This is a genomic window from Kitasatospora sp. CM 4170, assembly GCF_032110285.1.
GTDB lineage: Bacteria > Actinomycetota > Actinomycetes > Streptomycetales > Streptomycetaceae > Kitasatospora > Kitasatospora aburaviensis.
The window spans coordinates 6,166,022-6,187,799 of record NZ_CP134877.1 but is presented as its reverse complement, the minus strand read 5'-3'; the positions used below and the strand labels follow the sequence as shown (position 1 = coordinate 6,187,799).

16 protein-coding genes are annotated in these 21,778 nt (G+C 74.9%); 3 read left to right on the top strand and 13 right to left on the bottom strand.

What is annotated here, in order from left to right; genetic code table 11:
- Positions 1–64: 64 nt before the first annotated feature.
- Both RMN57_RS26380 and RMN57_RS26375 read left to right on the top strand, forming a co-directional pair.
- Positions 65–1,741, top strand: coding sequence for a sensor histidine kinase (locus RMN57_RS26380; protein WP_313765783.1), 1,677 nt, complete (start codon positions 65–67; stop codon positions 1,739–1,741).
- Positions 1,741–2,430 carry a response regulator gene (locus RMN57_RS26375; RefSeq protein WP_313765782.1) on the top strand — a complete coding sequence of 230 codons (690 nt, stop codon included), beginning with the start codon at positions 1,741–1,743 and terminating at the stop codon, positions 2,428–2,430. Before RMN57_RS26380 ends, RMN57_RS26375 begins: the two co-directional genes overlap by 1 nt.
- A 200-nt stretch (positions 2,431–2,630) precedes the next feature.
- Here RMN57_RS26375 and RMN57_RS26370 read toward each other — a convergent pair whose 3' ends face one another.
- The 6 genes from RMN57_RS26370 to RMN57_RS26345 form a co-directional block, all read right to left on the bottom strand.
- The gene (locus RMN57_RS26370; protein ID WP_313765781.1) at positions 2,631–4,337 is read right to left on the bottom strand and encodes a cation acetate symporter; all 1,707 of its coding nucleotides are present in this window, start codon (positions 4,335–4,337) and stop codon (positions 2,631–2,633) included.
- On the bottom strand, positions 4,334–4,654 hold the full coding sequence (locus RMN57_RS26365) for a DUF485 domain-containing protein (protein WP_380236105.1): 321 nt from the start codon (positions 4,652–4,654) through the stop codon (positions 4,334–4,336). Before RMN57_RS26365 ends, RMN57_RS26370 begins: the two co-directional genes overlap by 4 nt.
- Before the next feature lie 409 nt (positions 4,655–5,063).
- Positions 5,064–5,714 carry a response regulator gene (locus RMN57_RS26360; RefSeq protein ID WP_380236130.1) on the bottom strand — a complete coding sequence of 217 codons (651 nt, stop codon included), beginning with the start codon at positions 5,712–5,714 and terminating at the stop codon, positions 5,064–5,066.
- 74 nt (positions 5,715–5,788) lie between these two features.
- Entirely contained in the window at positions 5,789–6,946 is a 1,158-nt protein-coding gene (locus RMN57_RS26355) for a histidine kinase (protein WP_313765779.1), read from the bottom strand.
- A 67-nt stretch (positions 6,947–7,013) separates the two neighbouring features.
- Entirely contained in the window at positions 7,014–7,499 is a 486-nt protein-coding gene (locus tag RMN57_RS26350) for a CcdC protein domain-containing protein (protein ID WP_313765778.1), read from the bottom strand.
- A 168-nt stretch (positions 7,500–7,667) separates the two neighbouring features.
- Positions 7,668–9,779: a DNA topoisomerase IV subunit B gene (locus tag RMN57_RS26345; RefSeq protein WP_313765777.1), complete on the bottom strand. Its 2,112-nt coding sequence runs from the start codon at positions 9,777–9,779 to the stop codon at positions 7,668–7,670.
- A gap of 537 nt (positions 9,780–10,316) precedes the next feature.
- Here RMN57_RS26345 and RMN57_RS26340 point away from each other — a divergent pair.
- Positions 10,317–10,550, top strand: a complete 234-nt coding sequence (locus RMN57_RS26340) for a hypothetical protein (protein WP_313765776.1) — start codon at positions 10,317–10,319, stop codon at positions 10,548–10,550.
- Between the two features lie 271 nt (positions 10,551–10,821).
- Here the strand turns inward: RMN57_RS26340 and RMN57_RS26335 are convergent, their stop codons facing one another.
- From RMN57_RS26335 to RMN57_RS26305, 7 genes are all read right to left on the bottom strand, one after another.
- Complete coding sequence (locus RMN57_RS26335; RefSeq protein WP_313765775.1) at positions 10,822–11,775, bottom strand: serine protease; 954 nt, start codon at positions 11,773–11,775, stop codon at positions 10,822–10,824.
- Positions 11,776–12,080: 305 nt separating this feature from the next.
- Positions 12,081–13,736, bottom strand: coding sequence for an RNA polymerase sigma factor (locus RMN57_RS26330; RefSeq protein WP_313765774.1), 1,656 nt, complete (start codon positions 13,734–13,736; stop codon positions 12,081–12,083).
- A gap of 643 nt (positions 13,737–14,379) precedes the next feature.
- The gene (locus tag RMN57_RS26325; protein WP_313765773.1) at positions 14,380–15,312 is read right to left on the bottom strand and encodes a FadR/GntR family transcriptional regulator; all 933 of its coding nucleotides are present in this window, start codon (positions 15,310–15,312) and stop codon (positions 14,380–14,382) included.
- Positions 15,313–15,427: 115 nt separating this feature from the next.
- Positions 15,428–16,333, bottom strand: coding sequence for a hypothetical protein (locus tag RMN57_RS26320; RefSeq protein WP_313765772.1), 906 nt, complete (start codon positions 16,331–16,333; stop codon positions 15,428–15,430).
- 3 nt (positions 16,334–16,336) lie between these two features.
- Positions 16,337–18,163 (bottom strand): ATP-binding cassette domain-containing protein, encoded by a 1,827-nt coding sequence (locus RMN57_RS26315; protein WP_313765771.1) that lies wholly within the window; start codon positions 18,161–18,163, stop codon positions 16,337–16,339.
- 204 nt (positions 18,164–18,367) lie between these two features.
- Complete coding sequence (locus tag RMN57_RS26310) at positions 18,368–19,126, bottom strand: NUDIX domain-containing protein (RefSeq protein ID WP_238863942.1); 759 nt, start codon at positions 19,124–19,126, stop codon at positions 18,368–18,370.
- A 198-nt stretch (positions 19,127–19,324) separates the two neighbouring features.
- Positions 19,325–21,472, bottom strand: coding sequence for a glycogen debranching N-terminal domain-containing protein (locus RMN57_RS26305; protein WP_313767971.1), 2,148 nt, complete (start codon positions 21,470–21,472; stop codon positions 19,325–19,327).
- Positions 21,473–21,778: the final 306 nt, after the last annotated feature.

The window sequence follows — 21,778 nt, the reverse complement described above, 5'->3', positions numbered from 1 at the left end:
AGAAACACCCCGGAAACGTAGGGTGTGCCGACCACAGGGCCGACCACAGGAGAGGAGGCCCCGGATGAAGCACCCCCGCCTGAGGCAGCCCCGTCTGAAGCACCCCCGCCGCCCCCGCCGGGTCTTCGCCCAGCTCCTGCTGAGTCAGACCGTCGTCACCGTCGGCGTCACCGTGGTCACCGCCGGGCTGTTCCTCGCCCCGGTCAGCTCCGAACTGGACCACGACGCGATGCAGCGTGCGCTGTCGATCGCCCAGGCCACCGCCGGCGACGAGGCGATCGCCCGGGCCGCCGAGGCGCGCGACTCCGCCACCGCCCAGCGCAACGCCGAGCAGGTCCGGCTGGCCACCGGCGCCAGCTTCGTCGTGGTCACCGACGTGGACGGGATCCGGCTCTCGCACACCGACCCGGGCCGGATCGGCCACCGGGTCTCCACCGATCCCGAGCCCGCGCTCAGCGGCCGCAGCGTCACCGCCATCCAGGAGGGCACGCTGGGCCGCACCGCCCGCGGCAAGGTGCCGCTGCGGATCGCCGACGGGCGGATCGTCGGCGAGGTGTCGGTCGGCATCAGCGACGACTCGATCCGGCGCCGGCTGCTGAAGATGCTCACCGGGATCCTGCTCTGCGCCGGCGCCGGCCTCGCCGCCGGCACCGCCGCCACCCTGGTACTGGCCCGGCGGCTGAAGCGCCGCACCCACAACATCGCACTGGCCGACATCTCGGCGCTGCTGGTGGAGCGCGAGGCGATGCTGCACGGCATCCGCGAGGGCATGGTGGCGCTGGACGAGCGCGGCCGGATCCGGCTGGCCAACGACGAGGCGGTACGGCTGCTCGGCCTGCCCGCGGGCAGCACCGGACGGCCGATCGACGCGGTGCTCCCGCCCGGGCGGCTGGCCGACGTGCTGGCCGGGCGGATCGCCGGCACCGACCTGCCGGCCGTCCGGGACGACCGGGTGCTGGTGGTGAACCGGATGGCCACGGCCGAGGGAGGCGCGGTGGTCACACTGCGCGACCGCACCGAGCTGGAGTCGCTGGTCCGCGAGCTGGACACCACGCGCAGCCTCACCGAGGCGCTGCGGGCCCAGGACCACGAGCACGCCAACCGGATGCACACCCTGCTCGGCCTGCTGGAGCTGGGCCGGCACGAGCAGGCCGTGGAGTTCATCTCCGAGCAGTCGGGCTCGCACGCGGCGGTCGCGGCCCGGATCGCCGAGCAGGTCCAGGACCCGCACGTGGCCGCGCTGCTCGCGGGCAAGGCGGCGGTCGCCGGCGAGCGCGGCGTCCGGCTGGCGGTCGCCCCGGCCACGCACCTGCCGGACGCGGTGGTGGACGCCCGGGCGCTGGTCACCGTGCTCGGCAACCTGATCGACAACGCCGTGGACGCGCTGGCCCCGGGCGGTGGCGGCAGGGTGGAGGTGGTGCTGGCCGCAGCCGGCGCCACTCTGCTCGTGGAGGTGTCGGACAGCGGCCCGGGGGTGCCGGAGGGACTGCGCGAGCGGGTCTTCGAGGAGGGGTGGAGCAGCAAGGACGCGCCCGCGCACCGGCCGCGCGGGCTGGGGCTGGCCATGGTGCGGCGGCTGGTCGAGCGGACCGGCGGCCGGATCGTGCTGGACGCGGGCCCGCTCGGCGGGGCCCGGTTCACCGTGGAGCTGCCCGAGGCGCTGCACACCGCGGCCCTGCCCGGCGAAGGCCCGGACGTCCGTGGGGACCACCGGTCCACCGGCCCTCTCGTGGAGGCGTGATGATCGACGTACTCGTGGTGGACGACGACTTCCGGGTCGCCGACGTGCACGCCGCGTACGTGGCCAAGGTGCCGGGCTTCCGGGTCACCGGCACCGCGCACTCGGCCGCCGAGGCGCTGGCCGCCCTGGAGCGGCGCCCGGTCGACCTGCTGCTGCTCGACCACCACCTGCCGGACGAGACGGGTCTCGCCCTGGTCCGGCGGCTGCGCGAACGGCAGGTGGCCTGCGACGTGATGATGGTGACCGCCGCCCGGGACGTCTCCACCGTGCACGCGGCGATGCAGCACGGCGCCCTGCAGTACCTGGTCAAGCCGTTCACCTTCGCCGGCCTGCGGGAGAAGCTCGTCGCCTACGCTCAGTTGCGGCACGCGCTGGCCGGACCGGCCGCCCGCGAGGCCGGCCAGGACGAGGTGGACCGGCTGTTCGCGACCCTGCGCAGCGCGGCGGCCCCGGCGGCCGCGCTGCCCAAGGGGCACTCGGCGCCCACCACCGACCTGGTGCTCGGGGTGCTGCGCCGGGCCGGCCGGCCGCTCTCCGCCCAGGAGGTCGCGGACGCCACCGGGCTGAGCCGCTCCACTGCGCAGCGCTACCTCAAGCAGTTGGAGCGCGACAGCCGGCTGCGGCTGACCCTGCGCTACGGCGACACCGGCCGCCCCGAGCACCGCTACGGGCTGGCCGCCCGCAGCTGACCGGGGACCGGCCGCCGGCGACGGCCCGGACCGGGCCCGGTCCGGAGCCGTCCGACCCCGCCGCGGACCGGACCCGCCCGACCCCGCCGCGGACCGGAGCCGTCCGCCCCCGCCGCGGACGCACCGCACCCCGGCGGTCCTGGGACCACCGGGGTGCGCGTCTGCGGGCTGCTCGGGCCCGTCCTGCGGATCAGGTCGGCTCAGGCCGCCCCGGCTCCGGTCAGGGAGCGGACCTCCAGCTCGGCGTAGCGGTCCGCGTCGGCCGGCTCGGGCGAGGTGAGGGTGCCGATCCAGCCGGCCAGGAAGCCCAGCGGGATGGAGACGATGCCGGGGTTCTCCAGCGGGAACCAGTGGAAGTCCACCCCCGGGAAGAGCGCCGCCTTGCTCCCGGAGACCACCGGGGAGAAGGCCACCAGCAGCACCGCCGGGACCAGCCCGCCGTACACCGACCAGACCGCGCCGCGGGCGGTGAACCGCCGCCAGAACAGGCTGTACAGCAGCACCGGCAGGTTGGCCGAGGCCGCGACGGCGAAGGCCAGGCCGACCAGGAAGGCGACGTTCATCTGCTGGGCGAAGAGGCTGAGCGCGATCGCGACCGCCCCGATCACCACCGCGGCGATCCGGGCCACGCCGACCTCCTCGCGCTCGGTGGCGCCCCCGCGTGCGTGCTCGCCGCGTGCCCGCCCCCCGCGTGCCCGCCGGGAGGCCGGGACGGCGGCCCGGCGTCCGCGGCGCCGCGGACGGCCGCGCCAGGCGCCCGCCCAGATGTCGTGCGCGAAGGCCGCCGAGGAGGCGAGCGTCAGACCGGCCACCACGGCCAGGATGGTGGCGAACGCGATCGCCGAGATCAGCGCGAACAGCACTACGCCGCCGGTGCTCCCGTTGCCGCCGCCCAGCACCAGGGCGAGCAGCGGCACGGCGGTGTTGCCCGCCGGGTTCGCGTGCCGCACCTCGGCCGAGCCGACCAGCGCGGTGGCGCCCAGGCCGAGCGCGATGGCCATCAGGTAGAAGCCGCCGACCAGCCCGATCGCCCACATCGTGGAGCGCCGCGCGGCCCGCGCGGTGGGCACGGTGTAGAAGCGGGAGAGGATGTGCGGCAGGCCGGCGGTGCCCAGCACCAGGGCCAGGCCGAGGCTGAAGAAGTCCAGCCGGCTGGTGGCGCTCGCGCCGTACTTGAGCCCCGGCTCCAGGTACCGCCGCCCGGCGCCGCTGTGCTGGGCGGCCTGCCGCATCAGCTCGGCGACGTCGCCGTGGAAGCGCACCATCAGCAGCACGGTGAGCAGCACCGAGCCGGCGACCAACAGGACGGCCTTGACGATCTGGATCCAGGTGGTGGCGCGCATGCCGCCCACCGTGACGTAGACGATCATCAGACCGCCCACCGCGACGATGGTCCAGGTCCGCGCTCCGGAGCTGTTGGTGCCGAGCAGCAGGGCCACCAGGCTGCCGGCGCCGACCATCTGGGCGACCAGGTAGAAGAGCGTGACGACGATGCTGGCGCCGCCGGCCGCCGCCCTGACCTTCCGTCGGCGCAGCCGCAGCGCGAGCACGTCGGCCAGGGTGTACCGGCCGGCGTTGCGGACGAGCTCGGCGACGAGCATCAGCACCACCAGCCAGGCGACCAGGAAGCCGATGCTGTAGAGCACGCCGTCGTAGCCGTAGAGCGCGATCAGCCCGGCGACGCCGAGGAAGGAGGCGGCGGAGAGGTAGTCGCCGGAGAGCGCGAAGCCGTTCTGCAGCGGGGTGAAGTCGCGCCCGCCGGCGTAGAAGTCCTCGGCGGCGCTGCCGCGGCGGCCGACCCAGACGGTGATGGCCAGGGTGACCAGGACGATCACGGCGAACAGTGCGATGGCCAGGTCGTGGTGGTCCCCGGTGGGGGCGACGGGGGGCGGGGTGGCGGTCCTCATCGCAGCTGGTCCTGGGTGTCCCAGCGCAGCGACAGGGCCGCGCGGTCGCGCTTGGTGCGGGCGTTGCGGGCGTAGAGCCAGGTGAGCAGGAAGGTCGTGGCGAACTGCAGCAGGCCGAGCAGCCACGCCACGTTCACCGGGCCGGCCACCTGGCTGCGCATCACCCCGGGGGCGACCGCCTGGGCGGCCACGTACATCAGGTACCAGCCGAGGAAGGCGCCGCCGGCGGGGAAGACGAAGGCCCGGTAGCCGCGCCTGATCTCCTGGAACGCGTCGCTGGCCTGGACCGCCCGGTACACCTCGGTTCTGCTGTCCACGGCCGGCTCGGCCGCGGTCGCCCCGGCGACGGGCCGGGGCCGGGCGGGCGGAACGGGATGCGCCGACTGAAAGGACCGGGCGGACTGGACGGGCTGCGCGGGCCCGGCGGCGACGGTGGGCCGGCCGGGCACCGGCCCGCCCGGCGCGGCAACCGCCCGGTCCTGCCGTGGCGCCGGCCGCCCCGCCTCGGGTTCCGGCCGTTCGGCCCGGGGTGCGGCGGCGGGAGCGGCCCACCAGTCGAAACGCTGCCCCTGCCCGGGACTGCTCGTCTGCTGCTGTGGCACTGCTGCTCCTGGACCGGTGGGTGTGCTGACCGAACCATGATGGAGGCCTGCGAACCCCGCCAACTCCCAATGCAGATACGTTCACTCGATGAGGTGATCGATCATCCGACAGACGCTCATGCGACTACTGCTGCGTACCGGTGATTCCGTGCCGGAAGGCGTACGCGACGGCCTGCGCCCGGTCCCGGACGGCCGTCTTGGCGAAGAGGTTGTTGATGTGGGTCTTCACGGTGGCCGGGCTGACGAACAGCCGCTGGGCGATCTCGGTGTTGGAGAGCCCCTCCGCGATCAGCGCCAGCACCTCGGCCTCGCGGGCGGTCAGCCCGTCCGGCAGCTCCGCCGGCCCGGAGGGGCCGATCGCCCCGACGGCGCCCACCGGAGCGGCGGCCGGCGGGGCGGCGGCCCGGGTCTCGTCCGCCAGCCGTTCGAGCAGGCGCAGCTGGACCTGCGGTGAGAGCCCGGCCGCGCCCGAGCGGACGTCGGCGATGGCCCGGGCGATCTCCTCGCCGCCCGCGTCCTTGGTGAGGTAGCCGCGCGCACCGGCCCGCAGCGCGGGGAAGAGCGAGTCGTCGTCGGCGTAGGTGGTGAGCACGACCACCTCGGTCTCCGGATGGGCGGCCCGGATCCGCCCGGTCGCCTCGACGCCGTCGCAGCGCGGCATCCGCAGGTCCATCAGCACCACGTCCGGGTGGTGCCGCTCCACCAGGGCGACGGCCTCCTCGCCGTCCGCGGCGGCGCCCACCACCTCGATGCCGGGCAGGAGGCCGAGCAGCATCACGATGCCCTCGCGCACCACCGTCTGGTCGTCCGCGACCAGCACCCTGATCGGGCCCGGCCCGTCCTGCCCGCTCACGCCGGCACCCGCAGCAGCACGCGCCACCCTCCCTCGTCCGGGCCCGCCAGCAGGGTGCCGCCGAGCAGTTCCGCGCGTTCGCGCATCCCCAGCAGACCGTACCCGCTGCCGCTGGCGGCCAGCTCACCCGTGCGGTCGGAGCGGGCCGCGGTGTTGCGGACCTCCAGCTCCACCGCCTCGGGCAGGTAGCGCAGTTCGACGGTGCAGCGTGCGCCGGGGGCGTGTTTGCGCACGTTGGTCAGCGCCTCCTGCACGGTGCGCCGCACCGCGAGCCCCGCCTCGGCGGCCAGCGGGCGCGGCGTCCCGGTCACCGCGAACGCGGCCAGCTCACGCGCCGTCAGCTCCACCAGGAACTCCCCGACCGGGGTGAACTCGCCGCGGAGCGCGGAGAGCGCCTGCCGGGTCTCGGCCAATCCGTCCTGTGCCATCCGGCGGGCGGCGACCACCCGTTCGCGGACCTGCTCCCGGTCGGTGCCAGCGTCCAGCATCAGCCGGGCCGCCTCCAGGTGGACCAGCTGGGCCGAGAGGCTGTGGGCGAGCACGTCGTGGATCTCCCGGGCGATCCTGGCCCGTTCGGCGAGGGCGGCGGTCTCGGCCTCGGCGGCCCGGGCGGCCCGTTCCTGGGCGAGCAGCCGCCGCGCGGTGCCGCGGGCCTCGGCGTCGAGGCGCAGCAGGTAGCCGAGGACGGTCAGCCCGCCGACGGTGGCGCAGACGGCGAGCCAGCTCTCCCAGCTGGCGGCGGTGTACGAGCCGAAGGCGGCCACGGCCGTGGCCAGCGCGGCCCCCATCGGCAGCCGGACCAGGGCGGCGACGGCGAGGCCGGCCCAGGTGAAGTCGGCCAGTACGTAGGCCCGCCCGAGCTCGGCGAGCCAGGCGCCGCCGATCAGGACGCCGGCCAGCGCGAGCGAGGGGAGCAGCCGCTGTTCCCGGCTGACCCGCAGGAAGGCCGCCACCACCAGGATCGTCGCGACCAGGCCCGCGACCGCCGCGGCCGCGGTCCAGCCGGTGTACCCGCCGCGGGAGTACATCCCCCAGATCACCGTGACGAGCAGCACGAGCCGGCCGGCCACGGTGAGGATCCGCCGCGGCCGGCTCTCGGCCTCCCGCTCCAGCCCCTCGCGGGACGGCCAGCGGGTCCAGGACCACTCGGGCACGGGTGTCTCCTCCGGGGGTCTTCGGTGCTGCGGTCGCCGGGCCCGCGGCCGCGCGGGTCGGGTGCGGTCAGTGGGCCGCGGTGGCCCCGTACGAGGGCTCCAGGGTCCGTGCCCTCCAGTTCACCACGAGCGACCTGACCAGCAGCAGGACCGCCAGGCCGAGCAGCAGCGCGCTGCCGGTCTGGTGGACGTGCAGGGCCGCGCCGATGCCGAACAGGCCGAGCCGGATCGCGATCATGCCCGACCAGGCGGCCACCGTGGCCCTGGTGCCCTTGGCCCAGACCGCGCCGTCCTCGCCGCGCCAGAGCCGGACGGTCCAGCCCCAGACGCAGCCCATCGCGAGCACGGCCAGCAGCGAGCAGGCCAGCAGGGCGACGGACGTCCCGGGGTGGGCGCGGTCGACGAGCTGCGGGTCCCGCAGCGCGAGCGCGCCGAGGAGTACCGGGAGCAGCCACGTGCGGCGGCCGGAGTCCAGGCGTTGCGCGCGCATCTGACGCTGGACCACGAGGACCATCACCACGATGATCACAAGGACGTTGGCGAGGGCGGTCATCGGACTCTCCGTCCCGACGGAAGGCGGACTGGGCAGACCTCACCGACGCTACGGATCCGGCCCGGCCGGGTGATCGGAGCCGGGGTGGACCGGGGACGGACCGGGGTGGAACCGACGGCAGAGGGCCCTCCACCCGTGGGTGGAGGGCCCTCGCTGCCCGGGTCGGGCTCAGGCGTCGATGCGGGAGCGGTCCAGGGTGGCCGCCGAGTCCACGATGAACTCCTTGCGCGGGGCGACGTCGTTGCCCATCAGCAGGTCGAAGATCCGCTCGGCCTGCTCCAGGTCGCCCAGGTTGATCCGGCGCAGGGTGCGGTGGCGCGGGTCCATGGTGGTCTCGGCCAGCTGGTCGGCGTCCATCTCACCGAGGCCCTTGTAGCGCTGCACCGGGTCCTTCCAGCGCAGGCCCTTGCGCTGGAACTCCAGCAGGGTGGAGCGCAGCTCGGCGTCGGAGTAGGTGTAGTGGTACTTCTCCTGGCCGCGCTTGGGGTTGGTGAGCTCGATCCGGTGCAGCGGCGGGACGGCCGCGAAGACCCGGCCCTGCTCGACCATGGGGCGCATGTACCGCTGAAACAGCGTCAGCAGCAGGCAGCGGATGTGCGATCCGTCGACGTCGGCGTCGGCCATGAAGATGACCCGGCCGTAGCGGGCCTGGTCGATGTCGAAGGTGCGGCCCGAACCGGCCCCTATCACCTGGATGATCGCGGCGCACTCGGCGTTCTTGAGCATGTCGCTCACGGACGCCTTCTGCACGTTGAGGATCTTGCCGCGGATCGGCAGCAGGGCCTGGAACTCGGAGTTGCGGGCGAGCTTGGCGGTGCCGAGCGCGGAGTCGCCCTCGACGATGAAGAGTTCGCTGCGGTCGACGTCGTCGCTGCGGCAGTCGGCCAGCTTGGCCGGCAGCGAGCTGGTCTCCAGCGCGGTCTTGCGGCGCTGGGCCTCCTTGTGCTGGCGGGCGGCGACGCGGGTGCGGGCGGCCGCGACGACCTTCTCCAGCACGGCGCGGGCCTGCAGTTTCTCGTCCTTCTTGGCCGAGGTGAGGAAGGCCTTGAGCTCCTTGGCGACGACGGCCGCGACGATCCGGTTGGCCGCCGAGGTGCCCAGCACCTCCTTGGTCTGGCCCTCGAACTGCGGCTCGGCGAGCCGGACGGTGACCACCGCGGTGAGGCCCTCGGTGGCGTCGTCCTTGGTGATGTCGTCCTCGGCGACGCGCAGCAGCTTGGCGGAGCGCAGCGCTTCGTTGACCGTCTTGGCGAGCGAGCGCTCGAAGCCGGTGACGTGGGTGCCGCCCTTGGGGGTGGCGATGATGTTCACGAAGGAGCGCAGCGTGGTGTCGTAGCCGGCGCCCCAGCGCAGTGCGATGTCCACGCCGAGGTGGCGGGTGACCTCGGTGGGCGTCATGTGGCCGAGCTCGTCCAGGACGGGGACGGTCTCCTTGAAGGTGCCCTCGCCGCGCAGCCGCAGCACGTCGCAGACCGGCTTGTCGGGCGCCAGGAACTCGCAGAACTCGGCGATGCCGCCGTCGTAGCGGAACGTCGCCTCCTCGACCTGGTCGCTCTCGGTCAGCCGCTCGTCACGGACGAGGATGGTCAGGCCGGGGACGAGGAAGGCGGTCTGCCGGGCCCGGCTGTGCAGGTGCTCCAGCGAGAGGCGGGCGTCCTTGAGGAAGATCTGCCGGTCCGCCCAGTAGCGGATCCTGGTCCCGGTGCGGGTCTTGGGCACCTTGCGGACCTTGCTCAGCCCGTTGGCCGGCTCGAACGGGGCGTCCGGGCTGGTCTCGGTGAAGATGCCGGGGGTGCCGCGGCGGAAGCTGATCGCGTGGGTGTGGCCGCTGCGGTCGACCTCGACGTCCAGGCGGGCGGAGAGCGCGTTCACCACGGAGGCGCCGACGCCGTGCAGACCGCCGGAGGCCGCGTAGGAGCCGCCGCCGAACTTGCCGCCGGCGTGCAGCTTGGTCATCACGACCTCGACGCCGGACAGCCCGGTCTTGGGCTCGACGTCGACCGGGATGCCGCGGCCGTTGTCGCGGACCTCCACCGAGGAGTCGTCGTGCAGGACGACCTCGATCCGGTCGCAGTAGCCGCCGAGGGCCTCGTCGACCGAGTTGTCGATGATCTCCCAGAGGCAGTGCATCAGGCCACGGCTGTCGGTGGACCCGATGTACATGCCGGGGCGCTTGCGAACCGCCTCCAGGCCCTCCAGGACGAGCAGGTGCCGAGCGGTGTAGTTGGAACCGTCGTCGCCGGCCAGCAGTGCGGACGGCACGGTCGTTTCGGCACTCACGCGGCACTCTCCTCAGGTCAAGTTCTGTCTCGTCGGTCACACCGGTCGCATCCGGCTCGGCCGCCAGTGCAGCACATCGCACCGACAGCCGCTCCGCTGCGTGTGCGCACCCCTCCGGTGGGTGCACAGCACGGCGAGCCGGTCCCGCGCAGCTTGTACGCGCTGCGCGAACAAGCGCCGCGCCGGACGGGGAGCGCCGGGGCGCCATCTCCTCCCGGTACCACCGGTCCTGGCGGATCGTGGGGCCGGGTGCAGGCTCCGGAACTGCCGTTATGCAGGCTACCGGGGCCTGGGACGGGGCTTATGCTCCAACCCAGCAGAGGATTATGCTACGCGGACCTCGCACCCCGTTCCGATCGGGCGTTCGAGAGGTGGGCGGATCCTGGGACCCGGCACGCATGAACCACCGGCCCCCGGGGCACGTCCTCATCAACACAGCAGAATCCTCAAAGAAGAAAAGCCACGAGCGGGAACGTTTTCGGCCTGGTTGGATGTTGACCCTGGTACGACAGCTCGTCGAGCTAGAGAAGAGGCGACGTGACTACTGTTCTGACACCTGCGAGCCCGCTCACCGCGGCTGACCGCTGCGACCGCTGCGGCGCCCAGGCCTACCTGCGCGTCGTACTCGCCAGCGGCGGAGAGCTGCTCTTCTGTGCCCACCACGGCCGGAAGTTCGAGCCCGAGCTCAAGAAGATCGCCGTGGAGATACAGGACGAGAGCGGCCGTCTCGGCAGCACCACGACTGCCACGGCCGCCGACGACGAGCGCTGATTCCGGGCGCCACAGCAGCAGCCAGACCACGAGCTGTGTCCGATCGCGCACTGCGCGCGACCGGACAGCCGGGTGACGGGCCCCCTCCCGGGGACCGGTCGCCCGGCTTCGCTGTTTCCGCGTCAGACGGCGATCGCCCGACCACCGGCCGCACGGCCACCGGCCGACGGACCGGTCGGCCGACACTGCCCCCGGGCCGGCCAGGACCGGAAGCGGCAGTGACAGCGACAGCGACAGCGACAGCGACAGCGACAGCGACAGCGACAGGCTGCTACAGCACGGAGCGCACGGCGTCCGAGACGGTGCTCACCCTCGTGTAGACGCCCGGGTGCACCGCCTCCGCACAACCCGTTCCCCAGGAGACCAGCCCGACCAGCCGGCCCGCGACGACCAACGGGCCGCCGCTGTCCCCCTGGCAGGCGTCCCGGCCGCCCTTCTCCTCCCCCGCGCAGACCATGCCGCGGGCGTCGAACCGCCCGTCCGGCCCGCCCGGGTAGGCCTTCGCGCAGGTCTCGTCGGCGATGGTCGACACGTCCACCCCGCGCAGTGTGGGCGAGTAGTCACCCCTCGCAGTGGTGTCCCCCCAGCCGAAGACCCGCGCCGGCGTCCCCGGCCGGTAGGGCTCGGTCTCGCCCTGGCCGACCAGGTCGAGCACCTGCCGGGCACCCTGCGGCTCGGCGAACGAGAGCACCGCGATGTCGTTCATGTTGGCGGAGAAGGAGTAGTCGGGGTGGATCCAGACCGACTCGACCGGCACCTCGCGGCCGGCGGAGCCGCGCAGGTCGTCCCGGCCGAGCACGACCTGCAGCGCCGGCCGGTCGACCCGCTTCCCCCTGGACTCGTCGTAGAAGCAGTGCGCCGCCGTCACCACCTTGGTCGGGGTGACCAGCGCGCCGCCGCAGAACTGGCCGGACCGCCCGCTGCCGAACTGCGGCCGACTGGAGAGCGCCACCATCCACGGGTGGTCGGCCGTGGACACCGCGTTCCCGCCGATGATCCGGCGCTGAGCCTCGACGGAGGCGGCTCCGGGGCCGAGCACGACCAGCGGTGCGGGCAGCGCCGCGAGCAGCGCCAGTGCGGCGGCCTTCCGCCGGCGACCGCCGGGCCGGGCGCTCGCGCGTACCGGCGGCCCGGCCGGGGCGCCGGCGGCGGTCGGCAGATCCGGGCGGTCCGGACGATCCGGGGTGGGCAGCACCGTGACTCCAGGTGGCTCGGCAGCAGGCAACCGGCACAGCGTAGGTGACCGACTACGCGCCGCGACCGCGTCCCGCCGCACGGCCACCCGGACGAGCGACAACGGCCACCCGGACGCTGACGCACCCGGCCCCCGAGCTGCCCGGACCCGCCCCCGGGTGGAGTCCGGGGCGGCCCGCAGGGCGGAGCGCCGCCGGCCCGCCGGGCGGAGCGGAGTGGCCCGAAGTGCTGCGCGTCGAGGCGCCCGCGGACGTCGTCCGGACACGCGAAGGGGCCCGGAGCGGTGTGCTCCGGGCCCCTTCGCCGCAGGGCCGGGCCCTGCGGACGGTCTGCCGATCAGTCCAGGTAGTCGCGCAGCACCTGGGACCGCGACGGGTGGCGCAGCTTCGACATGGTCTTGGACTCGATCTGGCGGATGCGCTCACGGGTGACCCCGTACACCTTGCCGATCTCGTCCAGCGTCTTCGGCTGACCGTCCGTCAGGCCGAAGCGCATCGAGACGACGCCCGCCTCGCGCTCGGACAGGGTGTCCAGCACCGAGTGCAGCTGCTCCTGGAGCAGGGTGAAGGAGACCGCGTCGGCCGGGACGACCGCCTCGGAGTCCTCGATCAGGTCACCGAACTCGCTGTCGCCGTCCTCACCCAGCGGGGTGTGCAGCGAGATGGGCTCGCGACCGTACTTCTGGACCTCGATGACCTTCTCCGGGGTCATGTCGAGCTCCTTGGCCAGCTCCTCCGGGGTGGGCTCGCGGCCCAGGTCCTGGAGCATCTGGCGCTGGACGCGGGCCAGCTTGTTGATGACCTCGACCATGTGCACCGGGATACGGATGGTGCGGGCCTGGTCGGCCATGGCGCGGGTGATCGCCTGGCGGATCCACCACGTCGCGTAGGTCGAGAACTTGTAACCCTTGGTGTAGTCGAACTTCTCGACCGCACGGATCAGACCGAGGTTGCCCTCCTGGATCAGGTCCAGGAAGAGCATGCCGCGGCCGGTGTAGCGCTTGGCCAGCGAGACCACCAGGCGGAGGTTGGCCTCCAGCAGGTGGTTCTTGGCCCGGCGGCCGTCCTCGGCGATGATCTCCAGCTCGCGCTTGAGCTTCGGGGCCAGCTTGTCGGCGGCCGAGAGCTTGTCCTCGGCGAACAGACCGGCCTCGATGCGCTTGGCGAGCTCGACCTCCTGCTCGGCGTTGAGCAGCGGGACCTTGCCGATCTGCTTCAGGTAGTCCTTGACCGGGTCGGCGGTGGCACCGGCGACGGCGACCTGCTGGGCCGGCGCGTCGTCCTCGTCGTCGTCGGAGAGGACGAAGCCCTCCGACTCCTCCTCCGGGGCGTCGCCCTCGGTGGCGGCCTTGTCGCCGGGCAGGGCCACGTCTTCGAGCAGCTCCTCCTCGCCGAGCAGCTCCTCGTCCGCACCCTTGCCGGCCTTGCCGGTGGCGGTCTTCTTGGCCGCAACCTTCTTGGCCGGGGCGGCGGTCTTCTTGGCCGCGGCCTTCTTGACCGGGGCGGCCTTCTTCACCGGCGCCGCCTTCGCCTCGGCGGTGACCGGGGTCGCCGCGTCGGCGGTGATGTCGGCGGACACCGTGCCGACCGGGGCCGCGGCGGCCGCGACCGCCGGGGCGGAGACGGTGGCACCGGGCGCGATCCGCACGGGGGGCTTGGTCGGGGCCGACGGCGCGGCCGGGGTCCGGGTGGTGACCGCCTTGGTGGCGGTGCGCTTGGTGGGGCTCTTGGCCGCAACGCTCTTGCGCTTGGCGCCGGCCGGCTCGGCCGCGCTGACCATGAGATCCACCCCCTCCTCAATCAGCACCTGGTTGAGGCTGCGCATGACGTTCTTCCACTTGGTGACCGGGATCTGGTCCGCCTCGAACGCCTGGCGCACGTCGTCACCGGCGATCTGCCCCTGGGCCTTGCCCCGCTCGATGAGCGCCAGCAGTGCCGCGGACTCGGCGATCTCGGGGGGAAGCGAACGGGATGTGCTGGCCGACACGAACAACCTCTCGGACGATGAGTGGACTCGAACCCGTACCGGCCGCCCGAGAGGGCGGGGAAGGAAATCGCGCATCGGACGCGCGGTGTCGATTCCGACCGACTCGGGCTTGAGGACTGGGTTTGCAGGACGGCAGCAGCGCCGCAGACCAACACAGCATTCTGACATGTTGGGGTATTCCGGAGCTGCTTCCGCTCAGGAGACATCGCTGCTACGCGTCAAGTGTTACGCATGGCCTTCGTGTCGCGGGTCACACCGCTCGGCGCCCGCGGCCCGAGGCCGGCTTCCATCATCGCGCACTCGCGCCGAAGATGGTTGGCATGGGCAGGACATTCTTGCGGAGTGTCTCGCCGGAGCGGGTCGGGGACCGGTCGGGACGGGGCCGGGGACGCGTCGGGGACGGGCCGGGGAGACCGTACGGGCGGGCCGGGGAGACCGCCCCGACGGGGCGGGGGGAAGGCGTCGCGGCCGGGGCCGGGGAGGCCGGCACGGGACGGCTGCGCGAGGTCGCACGGGCCGGGCCCGGGGAGGCGCACCGACCGGGCACCGGGGCGGGGGTGCGAGAGGGCCCTCCGACCGCGCCGTGCGATGCGGTGCAGCCGGAGGGCCGGGGGGTTCGCGGGAGCCGCTCGGTCGCCGGGTGGGCGGCTCAGTGCTCGCGGGGCGCCGGGACCGACGGCTCGATCTCCGGGTGCACGGTGAGCAGCGCCCGCATCGCGACCTCCCCCGCGGTGCCGTCGCCGGTGCCGAGCGCGTCGACCAGCCGGGCGTGCAGGCTGACCGAGGCCTCCGAGGGCCGCTCGCAGGAGGTCGCCGGGCCGCCGGACACCTGGAGCGCACAGGAGACGATCCCGGAGAGGTGCTCCAGCATGCGGTTGCCGGCCATCTGCAGGACCAGGGCGTGCAGCTCGGCGTCGGCCCGGGCGTAGGTGGAGTGGTCGGCCTGGGCGGACGCGTGGCCCATGATCTCGACCAGCTCGACCAGCCGCTGCTGGACGTCCTCGCGGCCGTGCCCCGCGGCGAGCCGCGCCGCCAGCGGCTCGATCGCCCAGCGCAGCTCGAACAGCTCGCGGCGCTGCTCGTCGCGCTGCGGGCCGAAGGCGCGCCACTCGATGATGTCCGGGTCGAGGAGGTTCCAGTCGCCGACCGGGCGGACCCGGGTGCCGACGTTCGGCCGGGCGCTGACGAGGCCCTTGGCCTCCAGCACGCGCAGCGACTCGCGGACGACGGTGCGGGAGACCTCGAACCGCTGGCCGATCTCCTCGGGGACGAGCGGGCGGTCGGCGCCGAGGTCGCCGGAGACGATCATCTGACCGAGCTGCTGGACGAGCTGGCCGTGCAGGCCGCGGCCGCGGCTGCTGGTGGTCTTGCGGCCGACCCGGGCCAGGTCCGACTCGGCGCCCTCCCAGCGGGGCGCCGGCGGGATCGGCCGGTCGGCGTACGAGAAGCGGTCCAGTTCGCCGGCGCCGGGGATGGCGCTGTCGGCGGAGCGGGCGGGGGTCATGGTGGGGTGCGCAAGGGTACTCACAGGTCCTTTGTCGGCGATCGGCGGGCGCAGCTTGAGAATTCTCGTGAAAAGCACACGAAAGGGTGATCGACCGCGACTGGATAATTGACTTCTTATCAGGAAGAACCGCGCATTCCGGTCACAGCTGGTCGATCTTGGCAGAGCGTCAGCCGGCCCGCCGTCCAAGGGATCACAGTGCGCGGCGGCGGACCTGTACCAGGAGGGCGGCGAGCAGCAGCACGCACGCCGGCGCCGACACCGCGGCCAGCAGCGCGGGATCCGTCAGCGCCGACCCGCTCGCCGCAACCCGGCGGTCCCCGCCGTACACCCATCCGTACGCCCACTCCACGCCGGACTGGAACGGCAGCAGCTCCACCGCGCGCGACGGCCAGGGCGTGCCGGTCTGGCGCAGCAGCAGTGCCACCCCGGTCTCCAGCAGCGGCGGCAGGGCGCAGAGCAGCAGGACGCCGGCGGCGGCGCTCCGGGTCAGCGAGGCGGTCAGCACCCCGGTCCAGGCCGCCACCACGGTCAGCAGGACGAAGGCCAGCAGTGCGGCCGGGCCTCCGTGACCCGCTCCGAGCGCCGCCGGGGCGAGGGCTCCGGGCAGGTCGGTGGGCGCGGCGAGACCGGCCGAGGAGAGCGCCGCGGCGAGGCGGTCCGAGAGTGCGCCCGGCTCCGACCAGGCCGCCACCGTCACCCCGCCCGGCAGCGCGAGGTGGGCGGCCACCGCGTCGACCGCCAGCGTGAGCGGTGCCAGCACCAGCGCGGCCGCCCCGGTCACCGTCAGCTTGGCCAGCAGCAACCGGATCCGGCGCAGGTACGAGACCTGGGAGGCCGGCAGCCCCGGGTGCCGGACCTCGTGCCCGTAGGAGAGGGCGCCCAGGATCCCGGCGCCGAGGGCCGCGAACGGCAGCGGGATCAGCGGCACCGCCGCCGTCAGCAGTCGGACGCCGGCCGGTCCGGGGAGCGGGCCGGAGGGTGTCTGGGCGGCCAGGACCGCGGCCACCACGGCGTCACAGAGCAGCACGGCGGCGAGGAGCAGCCAGGTGGAACGGAGGCTGCGCAGCCGGCGCAGCTCGTAGGCCAGGGCACGCACGGTTCACTCGCTCCGGTGGTCGGGGGTGGTGGGGGCGGTCGAGGTCGGGGCGGTCGAGGTCGGGGCGGTCGCCTCGGTGGGGAGCGTCAGCCGGCCGAGGCGGACGGTGTCGGCGGTCATCAGGTCGCCGGCCACGGCGTCCTCGCGCCAGTCGGTGGCGCCGGCGGCCGGAGCGGCGTCGCCGCGGTCGTTCCCGTCGTCGCTGCCGTCGCCGGCTTCGGACCAGGCCAGGCTGCTGAGGCCGTCCCGGAAGAGGCGGTCGACGGCGACGGTCGGCTTGGTCTCGTCGAAGAGGTCCGACTCCGGCGGCGCGGGCCTTGTGGCTCCGACGCCGGGTGAGGTGGCCGTGGTGGCCGCAGCGGCTGAGGTGCTTGAGGTGCCGGAGGCGGCTGCGGCAGCGGCAGCGGTCGCGGGGAGGGCGAGGGCGGGCAGCACCCCGCCGCCGGTGGGCGGTGGCGTGGACGGCGCCTCGGCGGCCGGTCGGGGCATCTGCTGGGCCGACGCGGCCCCCTGCGGCTCTGCCGGGCCGGCCGGGCCGGGCCGGGTCTGCGCCCCCGCCACGGGCAGCACCCCGGTCGCCGGCCGGCCCGCCGACGGTTCGGCGCCCGCCGTCCGGGCCGCCACCGGGCGGGTCGAGGCCGAGCCGTCAGAGGCGGGTCCGGTCCCCGCGGCCGGTGCGTCCCCGGGCTTCGGCCTGCGCCGAGGCTCCGGCTCGGCATCGGACCGGGCCGACGAGCGGGGCTCGGGCGCTGCCGAGCGCTGCCCGGACAGAACCGCACCGGCCGACCGCGGCTCGACCGGCACCGAGCCGCCCGGCACCGTGCCGGCGGGCACCGAGTCGCCCGGCACCGTGCCGGCGGGCACCGAGTCGGCCCGCGACGGCTGGACGCGGACGCGCCCCGAACGGCCCGAGGCCACCGGCAGCGTGGCCCGCGGTGCGGGCTGCTCGACCACCCGGTCCGCGAGCTCGTGCAGCAGGATGCCGTTGCGGTAGGCGAGTTCACCGATCTCGGTCCGGCCGATCCCGGCGACCGCGATGCCCGCCCCGCCGTCGCGGCGCACCTGCGCACCCTGACCGACCAGCAGATCGGCGAGCCGGGCCATCTGCGGCCCGCGCACGGCCACCTCGGGGCTGAGCCGCGTCCGGCGGAACTCGGCGACCGGCTGGTCGGCCACCAGCCGCCCCCGGTCGAGCGTGATCACCCGGTCCGCGAGTTCGGCCGCCTCCTTCGGGGCCCGGGTGGTCACCAGGACCGTCCCGCCCGCGGCTCCGAAGGAGCGCAGGAAGGAGTGGAACCACTCCGCATTGCGCGGCGAGAGGCCGTCGGTGGGCGCGTCCAGGACGAGGGTGCCGGGGTCGCCGAGCAGGGCGGCGGCGAGCGCGAGCCGGCGGTGCATGCCGGGCGAGAAGGTCCGCAACCGCTGGTCGCCGACGGCGGCCAGCCTGGTCTGCTCCAGGAGTTCGTCGGCCCGGCGGGTGGGGACGCCCACCGCCGCCGCCAGCATCCTCAGGTGGTTCTGCGCCCGCCGGCCCGGGTGCCCGGCCACGACCCCGGCGGCACTCGCCGCGCCGGAGCCGCCCGGGCCCGCCAGCAGGACGCCGACCTCGCGCTCGGGCCGCCGCAGCCGCCAGTACGGGCGGCCGTCGAAGAGCGCGACGCCCTGGCCGCGTTCTAGTCCGAGCATCAGCCGCAACGCGGTGGACTTGCCCGCGTCCTCGGGGCCGAGCAGCGCCGTCACGGCTCCCGCCCGGGCGTCGAAGGTCAGATCGAGCACCGCCGGCGGCGTACCCCTGCGGTAGACCTTGGTCAGTCCGGTGATCTGGATCATCGCTGGCTGCTCCCATGCCCTCGGCCGACCGGCGCCTGTACGGCGCGGGACGCCCCGCGCCGCCCCCGCGCCAGCACACTAGGGGGCCACGGGGACGATTCCGGGCATTACGGGAGCGGCACGGGCCCGCCGTCCGCACACCTCACCCGATCAGGGGACAATCCGATCCTGCGACCGAGCGGTGGACCGCTCCGGCCGGCCGTCTCAGGACTCCGGGCGCAGCATGGGCGGGTTGAGCACGGTGGCTCCACCGGCGGTGAACAGCTGTGCCGGGCGACCGCCCTGACGGGTCGTCGTGCCGCCGGACGGCAGCAGGAAGCCCGGCGTGCCGGTGACCTTGCGGTGGAAGTTCCGTGGGTCGAGCACCACGCCCCACACCGCCTCGTAGACCCGGCGCAGCTCGCCGACGGTGAACTCGGTCGGGCAGAAGGCCGTGGCGAGCGAGGAGTACTCGATCTTGGAGCGGGCGCGCTCGACGCCGTCGGCCAGGATGAGGCCGTGGTCGAACGCGAGCGGGACGCCGTCCGCCGGGCTCTTCCCGAGCAGCTCGGTGACGGGTGCCCAGCGCGCGCTGCTGGCGTCGCCGCCGGCCCGCGGGGTCGGCAGGTCGGGCGCCAGGACGAGGTACGCGACGCTTACCACCCTCATCCGCGGGTCGCGCTGCGGGTGGCCGTAGGTGGCGAGCTGTTCCAGGTGGGCGCCGGCCGTACCGGGGCCGGCCGTCTCGTGGCCGGGGGCGGAGTACGCGCGCAGGCCGGTCTCCTCGGCGAGCTCCCGGGAGGCCGCCTCGGCCAGGCCCTCGTCAGGGCGGACGAAGCCGCCGGGCAGGGCCCAGTAGCCCTGGAAGGGCGGCTCGCCCCGGCGGACCAGCAGGGCGCAGAGCTCATGGTCCCGGACCGTCAGCACCACCAGGTCAACCGTGACAGCGAACGGGGGGAAGGCCGACGGGTCATAACGCGACATGGCGACGATCATAGTCGTCTTTCTGACGATAAGCACAGGCCCCGTGCACGGACCGTGCTCCGGCGGTACCTGACCGCTTCCGTCGGCCCCGCCGGGCCGGGCGGCGCAGGGGCCGGCGAGGGGTCGGGCGGCGCAGGGGCCGGCGGCCGGGCCGGGCCGACCCGGCCGGCCGGCCCCCGCCCGGTCGCCGGGGGCGCGTCAGCGGGCGACCAGCTGCAGGTCGGCGGACGCCTCCTCGACCATGGCCACGCCGATCCGGCTCACCCGGACCGAGAACGGCTCACCGGCCACCCGCAGGCCGGTCAGCTGCAGCTCGCCGAGCGGTGCCGTGCTGGCCGGACGGACCAGCACCCGACCGCCCGGGACGTCGGGCCGTACCCCGGCGAGCGCGAACACCGCGTGCACCGCCCCGGCCGCCGACACCGCCGCCGGCCGGCAGGCGCCCGGGTGCGGCACCGGCGGGCAGCCGGGGGTGCGCTGCTCCCCCGCGTACATCTCGGGCAGTCGGCCCTCGAAGTGGGCGGCCGCGCCCAGCAGGCCCTCCAGCAGGGCGCCGGCCTCGTTCTCGTGGCCGGCCTCCGCCAGCCCGGCGACGGCCAGGGCGGTCTCGTGGACCCGCACGGCGCCGCTGCGGTGGCCGAGCGGGTTGAACCGGGGCGACTTGGCGCTGAGCGTGCGCAGGCCCCAGCCGCTGTCCAGCTCGGGCGCGGCCAGTCGCTGGGCGAGCAGCCTGGTCTGCTCGCGGTCCAGCAGGCTCTCGTGGCGACCGCCGTCGGCGGAGAGCCCGGGGTCGAGCAGGTGGACGACGGTGGAGGCGACCGCGGGCAGCGGCTGGCCGCCCGGGGCGACACCGGCCGCGGGGCGTCCGCCGGAGAAGTCGTCGATCCAGAACCGGTCGCGGAACCGCCCGCGCAGCTCGGCAGCCCAATCGCGCCACTCCTCGGCGCCGGGACGGCCGAAGGCCTCCAGCAGCTCGGCCCCGTGCAGGGCGGCCCGGTGCGCCTGCGCCTGGACCTCGGCGCGGGCCGCCACCGGGTGGGCGGAGCGTTCCTCCACCGGTCGGCTCAGGTCGGTGACGAAGCCGTCGACCAGGCCGCCGCGCAGGGCGCCGAGGGCGCGCTCGGCGGCCGGGAGCAGCTCGGCCACCTCCTGCCGGGGCAGACCCCACCGCCAGGCCTCGGCCAGCACCGTGACGAACAACAGGGTCGCCTCGGTGGCGGTGCAGGTGGGCGGCAGCTCGGGGCCGCCGTGCCGGAGCGCGCCCGGCAGCAGTCCCTCGGGACGCTGGCCGGCCCGGCCGGGGCCGCCCGGCGCGCCCGGGCCGGCGGGGTGCAGCTGCTGCCGGCGGGCCAGCGCCCGGAGCGTGCCGGCGGCCAGCCGGGTGCCGAGGGGGAGGGTCAGCCGGGCCGCCCAGAGCGCATCGGCCGGGGTGAGGCCGAAGCGCCAGGGCGCGCCGGAGGCCGGATAGAGGTCGGTGGGGCGGTCCGGGTCGGCGAACAGCAGGCCGCCGAGCGCCTCCAGCGAGCTGGCGACCAGTGTTCCGACCCGGGAGTCGTCGCTGCGGACCTCGGGCTCCGCCCAGGGCAACGGGACGCCGGTGCCCCGGCCACCCGGGGGACGCGGCCCGGGGGCGGTGGTCTCCAGCTCGGCGCGGAGCTCCACCGACCAGCGGGCGCCGGGCTGCACTTCGAGGTCCCAGCGCAGTACACCCGCGCCCGCGAGCACGGCGTGCGGCGACGGCTTGGCGCTGACCACCGCGCTGTGGGTGGGGCCGACCCAGCGCAGCCCGGCGGAATGCACCTGGCCGGGCAGGTCCGGCGGGCGGTGGCCGGCGGCGATCTCGCCGACCGGGCCGAGGTCGGTGCCGAGCGCGATCTCCAACGGCAGCCGGGCGGGGCGGCTGCCGGTGTTGCGCACGGTCACGGTCTCCACGCCGTCGGCGTGGCGCAGCCGCTCGACGGTGAGCGCCGGGTCCGGGTCGAGGTCACCGGGGATGCGGACGGCGCCGAGGAAGCGGGCCTGCGCCGCCGCGGTCAGGGTGCCCTGGAGCGGCAACGGCTCCATGCCGCCGATCCGCAGCTCCATCCGGGCCACCACCCGCAGACCGGAGCGGTAGAAGCCGTGGAGGCCGTGGCCGCGCAGCTGCCCGTCCGGGCCGGAGGCGGCCATCGCGGGCGCGTTCACACAGAGCACCGCGTGGTGGGCGGCGGCCGGCTGCGGACGCGGCGGCGCGGCAGGCCGGGCCTGGCCCGCGGGTCCGGCCCCCGGGACCTGGTCGGGCCGGCCGACCGGTCTGGGGGGCGCGCCGACCACGCTCTCGGCCGGCATGGCCTGTGGTGGCCTCATGGCGGTCACCGGACTCTCCTCCCTCGGCGGTCCGGTGGCCGGTCAGGCCGGTGGGCCGCGAGCGTGCTCGATCGCGTGCTGATGGTGCCGTGCCGACGGGGGTTCCCGTCGGCGTGTGTGCCGTGCTGGCCGTACCCGCCGGGGGGTCGTGCCATGCGGCGCGCGGTACCGCTGCGGTACCCGCCCCGCGTCTCGCCCCGGGCACCCCGTTGTGCCCGGCACGTCGTCATGTCCGGCGTCCGGCCCCACCCTGACGCCGCACCACGGTCGCCGCCGCCGCACCGGCCCGGCCACCGGGACGGGTCG

What these genes read in the sequence shown, in the direction of transcription:
- RMN57_RS26305 (WP_313767971.1), bottom strand. Translation starts at nt 21,472, where the DNA reads ATGAGGCCACCACAGGCCATGCCGGCCGAGAGCGTGGTCGGCGCGCCC.
- RMN57_RS26380 (WP_313765783.1), top strand. Translation starts at nt 65, where the DNA reads ATGAAGCACCCCCGCCTGAGGCAGCCCCGTCTGAAGCACCCCCGCCGC.
- RMN57_RS26350 (WP_313765778.1), bottom strand. Translation starts at nt 7,499, where the DNA reads ATGACCGCCCTCGCCAACGTCCTTGTGATCATCGTGGTGATGGTCCTC.
- RMN57_RS26360 (WP_380236130.1), bottom strand. Translation starts at nt 5,714, where the DNA reads ATGCTGCTCGGCCTCCTGCCCGGCATCGAGGTGGTGGGCGCCGCCGCG.
- RMN57_RS26370 (WP_313765781.1), bottom strand. Translation starts at nt 4,337, where the DNA reads ATGAGGACCGCCACCCCGCCCCCCGTCGCCCCCACCGGGGACCACCAC.
- RMN57_RS26310 (WP_238863942.1), bottom strand. Translation starts at nt 19,126, where the DNA reads ATGTCGCGTTATGACCCGTCGGCCTTCCCCCCGTTCGCTGTCACGGTT.
- RMN57_RS26315 (WP_313765771.1), bottom strand. Translation starts at nt 18,163, where the DNA reads ATGATCCAGATCACCGGACTGACCAAGGTCTACCGCAGGGGTACGCCG.
- RMN57_RS26375 (WP_313765782.1), top strand. Translation starts at nt 1,741, where the DNA reads ATGATCGACGTACTCGTGGTGGACGACGACTTCCGGGTCGCCGACGTG.